General features: G+C 55.6%; 12 protein-coding genes. 11 read left to right on the top strand and 1 reads right to left on the bottom strand.

The genetic code is table 11. From position 1 onward, the window contains the following. From HUJ17_RS01555 to HUJ17_RS01605, 11 genes are all read left to right on the top strand, one after another. The coding region (locus tag HUJ17_RS01555) for a biotin/lipoyl-containing protein (RefSeq protein WP_290509051.1) at positions 1-719 on the top strand (719 nt) is incomplete at its 5' end. Continuing rightward, positions 712-2,010: a sodium ion-translocating decarboxylase subunit beta gene (locus HUJ17_RS01560; RefSeq protein WP_290509052.1), complete on the top strand. Its 1,299-nt coding sequence runs from the start codon at positions 712-714 to the stop codon at positions 2,008-2,010. The genes HUJ17_RS01555 and HUJ17_RS01560, both read left to right, overlap by 8 nt. Before the next feature lie 262 nt (positions 2,011-2,272). After that, positions 2,273-3,271 (top strand): DUF2914 domain-containing protein, encoded by a 999-nt coding sequence (locus HUJ17_RS01565; protein WP_290509053.1) that lies wholly within the window; start codon positions 2,273-2,275, stop codon positions 3,269-3,271. A gap of 713 nt (positions 3,272-3,984) precedes the next feature. Continuing rightward, the gene (locus HUJ17_RS01570; RefSeq protein WP_290509054.1) at positions 3,985-4,551 is read left to right on the top strand and encodes a hypothetical protein; all 567 of its coding nucleotides are present in this window, start codon (positions 3,985-3,987) and stop codon (positions 4,549-4,551) included. A gap of 24 nt (positions 4,552-4,575) precedes the next feature. Beyond that, the gene (locus HUJ17_RS01575; RefSeq protein ID WP_290509055.1) at positions 4,576-5,541 is read left to right on the top strand and encodes a hypothetical protein; all 966 of its coding nucleotides are present in this window, start codon (positions 4,576-4,578) and stop codon (positions 5,539-5,541) included. Beyond that, a complete protein-coding gene (locus HUJ17_RS01580; RefSeq protein ID WP_290509056.1) occupies positions 5,534-5,842 on the top strand; it encodes a hypothetical protein in 309 nt (102 codons plus the stop codon). The genes HUJ17_RS01575 and HUJ17_RS01580 overlap by 8 nt, the downstream gene beginning before the upstream one ends. A gap of 128 nt (positions 5,843-5,970) precedes the next feature. Next, positions 5,971-6,360 carry a hypothetical protein gene (locus HUJ17_RS01585; protein ID WP_290509057.1) on the top strand — a complete coding sequence of 130 codons (390 nt, stop codon included), beginning with the start codon at positions 5,971-5,973 and terminating at the stop codon, positions 6,358-6,360. A 138-nt stretch (positions 6,361-6,498) separates the two neighbouring features. Beyond that, positions 6,499-7,551, top strand: a complete 1,053-nt coding sequence (locus tag HUJ17_RS01590) for an SIR2 family protein (protein ID WP_290509058.1) — start codon at positions 6,499-6,501, stop codon at positions 7,549-7,551. Continuing rightward, positions 7,463-10,333 carry an anti-phage defense-associated sirtuin Dsr1 gene (gene dsr1, locus HUJ17_RS01595; RefSeq protein WP_290509059.1) on the top strand — a complete coding sequence of 957 codons (2,871 nt, stop codon included), beginning with the start codon at positions 7,463-7,465 and terminating at the stop codon, positions 10,331-10,333. Before HUJ17_RS01590 ends, dsr1 begins: the two co-directional genes overlap by 89 nt. A 138-nt stretch (positions 10,334-10,471) precedes the next feature. Further along, positions 10,472-11,011 (top strand): hypothetical protein, encoded by a 540-nt coding sequence (locus HUJ17_RS01600; protein WP_290509060.1) that lies wholly within the window; start codon positions 10,472-10,474, stop codon positions 11,009-11,011. 106 nt (positions 11,012-11,117) lie between these two features. Next, positions 11,118-11,516, top strand: a complete 399-nt coding sequence (locus HUJ17_RS01605; RefSeq protein ID WP_290509061.1) for a hypothetical protein — start codon at positions 11,118-11,120, stop codon at positions 11,514-11,516. Here the strand turns inward: HUJ17_RS01605 and HUJ17_RS01610 are convergent. After that, positions 11,513-11,742 (bottom strand): YbfB/YjiJ family MFS transporter (locus HUJ17_RS01610; RefSeq protein ID WP_290509062.1); only part of this gene is annotated, 230 nt, incomplete at its 5' end. The genes HUJ17_RS01605 and HUJ17_RS01610 overlap by 4 nt on opposite strands.

The raw sequence follows: 11,742 nt of genomic DNA on the forward strand, positions 1-11,742 counted from the left end.
GCTACAAGGCACTGAGCAAGGAAACCCGTGGCGTACTGCGCGGCGAATACGGCGCGGCGCCGGCAGCCTTCAATCCGGAATTGCAGGCCCGTGCCCTGGACGGTGATGAGCCTGTTACCTGCCGCCCCGCCGACCTGATCGATGACGAAATGGACAGCCTGATCAGTGAAGTGGAAACCCTGGCCAGCGAAAAAGGACTGCAACTGGCGGACGGCAAGCGCCGCGTTGATGATGTGCTGACTTATGCGTTGTTTACGCAGATCGGCCTGCGTTTCCTGGAGCATCGTGGTGACGCTTCCGCGTTCGAGCCGGCGCCTGACGGCAAGGCGCTGCCTGCTGCCGGCAACAGCGACGGTGTTTATACCGTGGAAGTGGAGGGTCGGGAGTACACCGTCAAAGTCAGTGACGGTGGTGACGTGACCGGCATCAAGGCCCTGGGCGAAAGCGCAGGGGCTGGCCAGCCCAACCCGCCGGTGGTCCACAACCCGTCCCAGAGCACACCGATCCCGGCGCCCCTGGCGGGCAATATCTTCAAGGTGTTGGTGAAGCCCGGTGACCGGGTCACCGAAGGGCAGAAGATCATGGTGCTGGAAGCCATGAAAATGGAAACCGACGTGTCCAGCCCGGAAGCGGGCATCGTCACCGAGATGGCGGTGAAAGAGGGTGATGCGGTTACCGTCGGCCAGACCCTGATTAGCCTGGAGCCTGCCCATGGATAAACTGGAGACGCTCTGGCACAGCACCGGCCTGTTTCATCTGTCCGGGGGGCAGCTGATCATGCTGCTGGTCTGCCTCGGCCTGCTGTGGCTGGCCATCAACAAGAAATTCGAGCCGCTGCTGTTATTGCCTATCGGCTTTGGCGGCCTGCTGGCCAACATCCCCGTGGCCGGGCTGGCGGAATCCGCCATCAGCCAGGCCATGCACTTCGGCAGCCAGGATCTGCTCGCCAGCATGGCCCAGGTGCTGGGCATGGATGCCGATGCCGGGCGAGAAGCGCTCTATAAAGCCGCTGAAGGCGCCGGGCCGGCCGTACAGGACCAACTCCACCATCTGGCGCAAAAAGCCAACTACGGCGACGGCATCCTCTACCTGATCTACACCGTAGGCCTGATGACCGGCATCTTCCCGCTGCTGATCTTCATGGGCGTAGGCGCCATGACCGACTTCGGCCCGCTGCTGGCCAACCCGCGTACCCTGTTGCTGGGCGCCGCAGCCCAGTTCGGCATCTTCGCGGCCCTGCTGGGGGCCCTGGCGCTGAACTACCTGGGCATGGATTTCTCCCTGGCGGATGCGGCGGCCATCGGCATCATCGGCGGCGCGGATGGTCCCACCTCCATTTACGTGACCACCAAGCTGGCCCCGGAACTGCTCGGCGCCATTGCCGTGGCGGCTTATTCCTATATGGCGCTGGTGCCGATCATTCAGCCCCCGATCATTCGCGCTCTTACTACCGCCAAGGAACGCACCATCAAGATGGAACAGCTGCGCCCGGTGAGCCAGACGGAAAAGATTCTCTTCCCCATTCTGCTGCTGGTGCTGGTGGCTCTGGTATTACCCGACGCAGCGCCGCTGCTGGGCATGTTCTGCCTGGGTAACCTGATGAAGGAATCCGGTGTGGTCAGCCGTCTGGTGGATACTACCAGCAATGCGCTGATCAATATCGTTACCATCATGCTCGGCCTGGCAGTGGGCGCGAAACTCAGCGCCGAACAGTTCCTGGTCATGGAAACCCTGGGCATCCTGGTGCTGGGCCTGGTGGCCTTCATGATCGGCACCGCCACCGGCGTGCTCATGGCCAAGCTGCTCAACCGTCTCAGCCACCACCCGGTGAACCCCATCATCGGCGCCGCCGGCGTCTCTGCCGTGCCCATGGCCGCCCGCGTGGCCAACAAGGTGGGCCTGGAAGCCAACCCCCACAACTTCCTGCTCATGCACGCCATGGGCCCCAACGTGGCCGGCGTCATCGGCTCCGCCGTCGCCGCCGGCGTCCTCCTCAACTTCGCCGGCTAACCCGCGCGGCCCCAGGCCGCGCCAATCTCTCCCTCCTCTACAACGCCCCTGTAGGAGCTCCTCTCGAGGTGCGAACCGCGCTTGCGCGGAAATCGCCCGCAGGGCGATCAGGCCAATCCAATTACGACAAACCTACCGATATAACGACACCAACAGCCGGCAACTCCTCCTGAACCGGCTAAATCCCTCCAGTTCTTACAGCCACCGGGAACCCCAACGCCTATAGTACGTCGAACAGCCAAACCCCAACGGAGCGACACCCTTGCCACCCGCCCTGCAAACCCTCACCAACAAGCTCTACCAGATCCGCCACCTGTGGGCGGTGATCAGCTTTGCACTGGGCCTTTCCAGTTACTTCCTGGTGGAACGCCAGCCCTGGCTGGCGGCGGTGCTCACCGGCTTCCTGGTACTGAGCTGGCTGCTCCTGCTCACCGAAGGGCTCTGGCAACGGCGTCTCGCCGGTACCGCCATGGAGGGCATGTCCCAGGGCATGCTCAAACTGCTGCTGCAGGCCGTCCACCAGGAAGCTTTCTTCTTCAGTCTGCCGTTCGTGCTGCTGCAATGGTCTGGTGGTGCGGAATACATCTTCTTCACCACCCTGGTGATCAGTGCCGCCCTGGTCAGCATCATCGACCCGTTGTACTTCTGGCTGGCACGGCACCGTGCCCTGTACTTCGGCTTCCACGCCTGGGCACTGTTTGTGGCCCTGCTGGTACTGCTGCCGTTGATCTTCCACTGGAGCACGGATTCCGCACTCACCTGGGCCGGCTGGCTCACGGCCTTGTTTGCGCTGCCCAGCTTCTGGCGCTTCGGTGGGCCGCGAAAATGGTTTCGCTGGGCGGGTTTGCTGGCCGTGTCCTGCGTGATCGCCTTCGCCCCACGCTGGCTGGCACCGCTGGTGCCACCTCTTACCCTGTCCCTGGAAGAGCGGGCGATGGCCCTGTCCTTCAACCGAGAGCAACGCCAGCCTTTGGTTACCGGGCAAAGCTTCACCAGCGACGAAGTCACCGCCGGCCTCTATGCCTACACCGCCATCAAGGCGCCGTTGGGCCTGGGACAGGACATTTACCATTACTGGTTCCAGAACGGCGAACAGATCGACCGGATTCCCCTCAAACTCTACGGCGGCCGCGACTCCGGCTTCCGCACCTGGTCCCACAAACGCCATATCCCGGTGCCCTCAGAAGGCCGCTGGCGAGTGGAAGTGCGCACCGCCGACAACCAGATCATTGGTGTCATGCGCTTCACCATCACCCCCTGAGTCCAGCGGCTCCCCAGCCGCTACTTACCCCAAAAGCCCTTCAACACCCCAAGCCCCCAATCCTCGTTGGAGCCTTGCTCGCAAGGCGAAGGGCCTGAAGTCACTGCCGTGCCTTAACGAGGCCCTACACCTTCGCAAACCAGGACCAGTGGTTTATTCAGACCCATTGGGCCATACCCCTCCAAACGGTTACCCCAAATATCCCGTGCTCAACAGAACGAGCCATATCTTTGTAGGATATGGCTTACAGAAAATGCTAAACGGTTGATATAGAGTGGTTTTCGGGACGGGGAATATCGTGTTAAGTCAGGAAATAAGCCGCTTCTTCGAGTTTTGTCAGTTGCAGGGGGGGGCGAGGTCAGATCTCCCATTTCCTTTAATTGCTCTTGCATGGCTGGACTGGGAAATGGGAGACCTGCCCCCCCTATGTACTGGGCTTTCTTAGCTTGTGGTGTATATCTATTTCCGTAGGAAAAGGCTGAATCCGGAAAGGTTTTGTGTTGAGTGTGAAAGGGTTGTCCGTGTAGCAAATATCGAAACGTGCTCGTGTGGGGTAAAGGACGATTTCTTATCTGATTACAAGTACATAGAGTCAAATTTTGAGCACTAACAATAAACAGCAGGCCGACCTCTGGCGGCAGTGCTAGGCGTTAATGAGAATGAATATATTTAGATGGACTGTGCCAGAACCAAAGCATGGAGAACCAATTGGAATGCTAGGTATATGGGGTAAAGCAATAAGCCTAATTAGTGGTGAATTTCTTCTGAATAAGAGGGATAACGGAGGAGCGATCATTGCGCTGAGGTCTTTGCTCTGCAGCACAATGTTGTTCTCAATTGTTATTTCCGTGCGATACCTGTCTGGCGAGAGTCAGCCTGATGGATCTCTATTTAGCTATATCCTCTCGAACTTCACAAGTAAGACGGCTTGGTTTGGGGCAATATTTGCTGCTGTCTATGCAGCTTTATATACGAGATTTGCTTCTCAGTGGTCTTACATGGCAAATCTATACAACCAAATAAAGCAGGCCTCTTTGAGTGCTCCAGATAATAAAGAATGCCTAGCGGAGTGGAAGGCTGGATTTATTGAAGATGCAGAGTATTTGCACCTATCTCATAAAGAGAACTTCGTCTCGATTGTTTATGCCTGGATGCGTGAGGAGGGAGTGAGGGAGGCATATATTAAGTACACTCCAGGCGGCGAAGAAAGATGGAAAATATTATCCGAGGGTGTGAATCGACGCTATCAGGAGATCGTGCGTGAGCACGTAGGTCATTAACAAGTCCGTGCACGCGAAAAGTGCGTGACGGAAGCGTTAAAAATAGAAACAGGAACCGTTGTGCCATTAAACAAGAATGAACATACGTTAGAGCTAGTCCAAGATTTATTAGACGATCTTGAACTCGGCCGATCTAGCGGAGAGAGCCTTATTCTCAAGGCATCGCGCCTGGCTAGAATAGTTAGCGACAGTGAAATATCAGAGTGGTTAAAGTTCGAGCTTGGCGGATTTCGTAGTCATAATGAAACCGCTTTGAAGTATATGGGGCTCACCGGTCGCTGGATCAAAAAGGCGGATAACAAAGGCTACTGGGTTCCCCTCGCACAACTAGAGGCCCTAATTGAAGCCGAGAAATCGAAACTGAAAGTTATGCGAATACCCGATTCGGCGGGGGATCACAACTATGCCGCATCTGTTGCCATTCGAGCTATGAATGATGCGTCATCTAATATTTCAAAGTTTAGTGGCATACGAAGCAAAGTGATGGCGTTGTTACATCGATTCGTGACAGGCGTTTACTACGAAAAGGTTTTCGATAATCTTGCCGAAACGATATTCGAGCGTTACCAAAGGGATGTCGACAGATTGATATCAAGTAGTTGTGCGGGTGTTATTGAGCAGATTCCTTCTGCTATGGAAAGATTGAGCGCTGGAAGCACAGAATCCATTAGCCATGCGTTAACTACATGCCGAAGGATCATAGAATCGTTTGCTGACTCAATATATCCGCCGACAGATGAGATCATAGATATGGGCGGCAATCAGGTGAAGCTAGACGCTTCAAAACACCAGAATCGGATCAACGCTTACGTGCATGAAAACTGCGAGAGTAAATCTAGACGACAGAGGCTAAGACAAAATCTCTCGAACCTCTTCGACCGGGTATCCACTGGTGTTCACAAGGAAGTTTCAGTCGAAGAGGCACGAGCTCTGTTTCTAAACACTTACCTTTTTCTTGGCGAGGTCCTACACTTGACGCGGGATGCTTAATAATCGCAAGCGGCGGAACAATTTTACGCTGTTGCGGGCGTTAAAAGTCATTCGAAGAGAGATTGAAATGGAGTTCTTTGGCTACACAGAAGAGTTGCTGCAGGTCGATAGCCCGCAACCCGCAAAGCTCCCTGAGGTCACTATATCAGCTTCGCCATCTGAGCTGAGGGCTCTAGCGCACTTTCTATGGGCATCTGCTGACGAGATGGAAGCTAAAGGGAACCAATTTGAACACGAACATTTCGAGTTTGATCCAGGAAGCAATCCAGCGTTGGTTGTTTCGAATCCCGATGCCGCGTAGTAGGGATGAGGGGTCGGGATCAGGTATCCCACTTCCCGTTTTTCAAGAATGCGCGAGATTGGCTGGGAGATGAAAAATCAGGCCCCGTTGTCTCTATTCGGTTTTGGCCCACCTTGGATTTTTGGTTTATGTTATATCAAGTTTTTGGAATTGTATTTGCATTTGCTGCAGCCATAATCGCTTGCATTAAGGCCTTTAAATCTTCGCCAATTGTTCCTGCATATAATATTATGTGGAGGGACTTAATGAGAAAAATGGAGCGACATGTTGGGGAGGTAGAAAAGCTTTTCGAGCAGTACCTTGAAGATTCTGAGTCAGCAAATTTTAAGGCATGTTTAGAAAATACTATTAGCAGCAGCGCTTCTTTTCGGCGGGCCATTCATAATTCAGGGCTTTTAGAGCCATTTAGAGAATCCCAAGCCGCAGCAAATACTAGACTATGGCATGCATCGATAGCGCTACTCGGCCTAATATCTCTTGCATTTCAGGTGGCAGCGATTGTTCATGTGGCTGTCTAATTAACTACGAACGAATGCGGAGCTAGGTCTCCCATTTTCCGGTTTTCGAGATCACAGGGGGCTTGGCTGGTAAATGGGAGACCTGACCCCGTTGTCTCTTTCTCGAATGAACATACGCATTGGATAGGAAATATAGAAATGCAATTCATCACGGACGGCCCTGACATTCCGGATGCGCTCTTGCAGGCGCATGAGGAAGGCCGCGTGGTGTTCTTCTGCGGTGCAGGAATTTCCTATCCTGCCGGTTTACCGGGTTTCAAGGGGCTTGTAGAGCAAATCTACGGGCTGAGCGGGACGGCACTTTCGGAAATTGAACGTGAGGCCTTCGAGCGTGGGCAGTTCGATGCCACACTTGATCTGCTCGAACGGCGCCTGCCGGGCCAGCGTCTGGCTGTCCGTCGCGCTCTGGCAAATGCCTTGAAGCCGAAACTCCGCCGTAAGGGTGCTACCGATACACAAGCGGCGCTGTTGCATCTGGCGCGGAGCCGAGAGGGCGCGCTGCGGCTGGTCACCACCAACTTCGATCGCATCTTTCATGTGGCGGCCAAACGCACGGGTCAAGCGTTCCAAGAATACGCCGCCCCGATGCTGCCCATCCCCAAAAACAGCCGCTGGAACGGGCTGGTTTATCTGCACGGCCTGTTATCCGAAAAGGTGGACGACACGACCCTAAACCGTCTGGTTGTCACCAGCGGTGATTTCGGCTTGGCCTACCTCACAGAGCGCTGGGCGGCACGCTTTGTAAGCGAGTTGTTCCGCAATTATGTGGTCTGTTTCGTGGGTTACAGCATCAACGATCCGGTACTTCGCTACATGATGGATGCGCTGGCGGCCGACCGGATGCTGGGCGAAGTTACGCCGCAGGCCTGGGCGCTGGGCGATTGCGAATCGGGGCAAGAGCAACGCAAGACCATCGAGTGGGAAGCCAAGGGCGTCACGCCCATCCTTTATAACGTACCCGCTGACAGTTACGACCACTCAGCGCTGCACCAGACTTTGCACGTATGGGCAGATACCTACCGTGACGGTGTGCAAGGCAAAGAAGCCATCATCGTCAAGCACGCCTTGGCCCGGCCACAGGACAGCACGCGGCAGGACGATTTTGTCGGGCGGATGCTGTGGGCCTTATCGGATAAATCGGGCTTGCCGGCTAAACGTTTCGCCGAATTCAATCCCACCCCCTTCGCTTGACTGGCTGCTGGAACCCTTCTCGGATGAGTGTTTCGGGCACGGCGATCTAGTCCGCTTTGGCGTGCCGCCTCGCGATGAAGAGGACTCCAAGCTGCGCTTCAGCCTAATTCGTCGGCCGGCCTCCTATGACCGCGCCCCGTCCATGCTACTGGCCTCCGGTGGGATCACTGGTAGCCAATTGGATGACGTGATGTTCCATCTGGCCCGATGGCTGGTGCGCCACCTGGATGATCCGAGACTGCTCATCTGGATTGCGGAACGTGGTGGGCAATTGCATGACCGTTGGTCGTGGTTGATCGAACACGAGCTGGATCGTTTTGCTTCATTGGAGCGTGATGGCAAGACCTCCGAGCTGAATGAAATCCGCTTGCATGCATCCAAGGCTATTCCTGGGCCCCATATGCACACCTTGTGGCGCCTACTGCTTAGTGGCCGGGTGAAATCCCCATGGCACGACTCCGATCTGTATCGCTGGAATGGTCGGCTGAAGCGAGATGGGCTGACCACCACGCTGCGTCTGGAGTTGCGGGAATTGCTTGCACCCAAGGTGGTCTTGAAGAAGCCGTTTCGCTGGGGTGACGACGACTCGAACAGCACCGACGAGCCTGCGCGGATCAAACAATTGGTGGATTGGGAGCTCGTGCTGGCCGCTGATCACGTGCATTCTGCTTTGCACGACTTAGCCGACGAACACTGGACATCGGCCCTGCCGCTCCTGCTGGAGGATTTTCAGCAGCTATTGCGTGATGCACTGGATCTGTTACGCGAGTTGGGTGAGGCCGATGACCACAGCGACCGGTCGCATTGGGATCTCCCGTCCATTACGCCACATTGGCAGAACCGGGGCTTCCGAGACTGGGTAAGCCTGATCGAATTGCTGCGCGATGCTTGGTTGGCGGTTCGCGTGAATGACATCATGCGCGCGACACAAATCGCACAGAGCTGGTTTGAATTGCCGTACCCCACCTTCAAACGCCTAGCCCTGTTTGCCGCCAGTCAGGATGGTTGCATCCCGTCCGAGCAATGGGTGGATTGGCTGTTGACCGATGGGGCGTGGTGGCTGTGGTCCACAGATACGGGGCGGGAGGTGTTCAGACTGCTCATTCTACAGGCGCGGCAGTTGGCAGAGGGCGCTCAAGAGCGTTTGGAGGCAGCCATCTTGGCGGGTCCGCCACGCGATATGTATCGGGATGATCTGGAGCCGGATCGATGGCAAGACTTGGTGGCCCGCTCTGTCTGGCTGCATCTGGCCAAGCTGAACACATCGGGTCTCGTTCTGGGAGCAGATGCAGCGGCACGCTTGGCGGAAATTTCCAATGCCTACCCGCAATGGCAGTTGGCGACCAACGAGCGTGACGAGTTCTCGCACTGGATGAGTGGCACTGGCGATCCAGATTACGAGGACAGCCGAGACGTCGACATTGCTCCCCGTAAGCGGCAGGAGCTGGTGCAATGGCTCACAAAGCCGACGCCCGGACGGCGACCTTTCTACGAAGATACGTGGCGTGACGTTTGCCGCACGCGTTTCTTTCATAGTCTGTCCGCATTATGTGATTTGGCGCAGAATGGCGTGTGGCCCGCTGGCCGATGGCGCGAGGCTCTGCAGGCCTGGGCCGAAGAAGGAACGGTTTTGCGCTCCTGGCGATACGCAGCACCGCTGGTTCAGACCATGCCCGATGCCGTACTTCAGGAGATTGCTCACGGTGTAACGTGGTGGATGGAAGTTGCATCCAAATCGATCAATCGCCACGAGGACATTCTGCTGGGGTTGTGCCGTCGCGTGCTTTCGCTGCCGTTCGAAGCTGACTCAGGTTCCCGCATCATCCGTAATGGTCTCGAAACCTACGACCCCGTCGGTTCTGCAATCAATCACCCCATTGGGCATGTCACTCAAGCCCTGATCAATCTTTGGTTCAAGAAGAACCCGAATGACAACGATCTGCTTCCAGCCGACCTCAAGCCCATTTTCACCACACTGTGCGACGTACAAGAGGACCGATTCCGCCACGGCAGAGTACTGCTGGGGTCGCGGCTAATTGCATTTTTCCGCGTAGACCGTCCGTGGACCGAGCAATACCTGTTGCCGCTTTTCAGTTGGAGTAATCCGGCCGAAGCAAAAGCAGTGTGGGAAGGTTTTCTATGGTCTCCTCGTTTGTATCAGCCCTTGTTGATTGCTTTTAAGCCAGAGTTCCTGGAGAGCGCAAACCGCTACGCCGATCTTGGCGAGCATCGGCAGCAATTCTCGGCGTTCCTAACCTATGCAGCATTGGGCCCGACCGAGGAATACGCAGCAGATGAGTTCCGATCCGCGATTGGTGAGCTTCCACAGGAAGGCCTGGAGGAATCCGCACAGGCGCTCTCCCAGGCGCTTGAAGGTGCAGCTGATCAGCGTGAGGACTACTGGAAAAACCGTGTCCAGCCGTTCTGGCAACAGATCTGGCCAAAGTCTCGCGACTTGGCCACCCCGCGAATCGCCGAGTCCTTGACCCGCTTGGTCATTGCTGCCCGAGGCGAGTTTCCGTCAGCCTTGGCTGCGGTGCAGGACTGGTTGCAACCCATCGAACACCCTCACTACGTCGTTCATCTGCTTGCCGAATCTGGCCTGTGCAAACGATTCCCAATGGAAGCACTATTGCTGTTGAGTTCAGTGATTGGCGACCAACAGTGGGCGCCCCGAGAGTTGGGGCAATGCTTGGAGGACATCTTGCAGGCTGATCCACAGCTTGGGCAAGATGCTCGATACCACCGACTAAGTGAATACTTTCGCAGGCGCGGTTTGTGAAAGTGACGGGAGTGGTGCCGCGCGATCGGTGGGGTCTTTTCGATCATACAGGGCAAATGCACTCGGACGGCAAAAAACGCTGCTTCGCTCTGCTTTTTGCCGCCGGTAATTTGCGGCGTTACATGCAAAGGAGAGTTCGTGGATTACTTTGAGGGAATAATAAAAACATTACTGGAGCACGAGGGTTACTGGGTTAGGCAGTCCTTTAAAGTAAGCCTTACTAAGCAAGAGAAGCGTGACCTAGGGAAGCCCTCTATTCCTCGCCCAGAAGTAGATATTTTGGCCTTTAAACCAAAGGAGAATCAGGTTTTAGCCTTCGAAGCTAAATCATTTCTTGATTCTCCAGGCGTGAAATTGGCCGACCTCCAGGAGAGTCATGAAACCACTAAAGGGAAGTATAAATTATTTACTTGTGAAAATTATCGAAAAATAGTCTTTTCACGCATGAAGCAAGATCTAATTGATTTGGGCATGGGAACAACTGCAACAAAAATCACCCTCGGGTTGGCTGCAGGCAATGTATATCAATCTAAGACCGAAGAGATTCGCACCTTATTTAAATCAAGAGGCTGGGTATTTTTGTCTCCAGAGGATATCCGAGAAAAAGTAACTAATTTGGCTGCAGAAGGTTATGAAAATGAGCCTTCTATCATCACTACCAAAATACTCATGCGATGATGCATGTAACAACGGAATTAACTGCGCGCCTGCGGTGCCGGAAGCAGCGAAGGTGCGCTGGTTTTTGAGGCTTTAAGGAAAACGTCATCAGTAGCCGGTTATCCAAATGCGACTAATAAAACCTGCTCTGGTCTACTTCATCCTGATCTTCGCCACAGGCTTCACCCTGGCCATGATCCGCATTCCCTTCCTGGTGCCGCGACTTGGGGAGCGCTGGGCAGAGCTGGTTGAATTGCCTTTGATGGTGCTGGCCAGTTTTCTGGTGGCCCGCTGGCTGGTGCAACGATTTAGGTTGGTGACGGTGATGCAGTGTATTGGCACTGGTTTGCCGGCCCTGTTGATGATGCTGAGTGCGGAGTTGGCGGTGATGCGGTTTCAAGGACAGAGCCTGGGCGAGTATCTGGCGGGACGCGACCCGGTATCCGGTATGGCCTATCTCTTTTCTTTGTTGCTGTTTGCGGCCATGCCGTTGCTGGTACGCCAGCAGGCAGTGAACCGGCCCTAAAACCGCACTTTCCCCAACGGCACCAACAACACCGCCGCCCCAATCAGCGCCGCCGCCGCCCCCAGCAACCCGGGCGCAAAACTCCCGCTGCTTTCCAGCAACCGCGCCGTCACCACCGGTCCCAGGATCTGCCCGACCCCATAGCAGGCCGTCAGTGCGCCCAGGGCGGCACTGGCGGCGTGGGGGGCCAGTTGGCGGCCGCAGTACATGCTCAGGGCGACCACGG

Origin of the sequence: Alcanivorax sp. (assembly GCF_014762765.1) — a bacterium.
In the GTDB taxonomy this organism is placed as follows: Bacteria; Pseudomonadota; Gammaproteobacteria; order Pseudomonadales; family Alcanivoracaceae; genus Alcanivorax.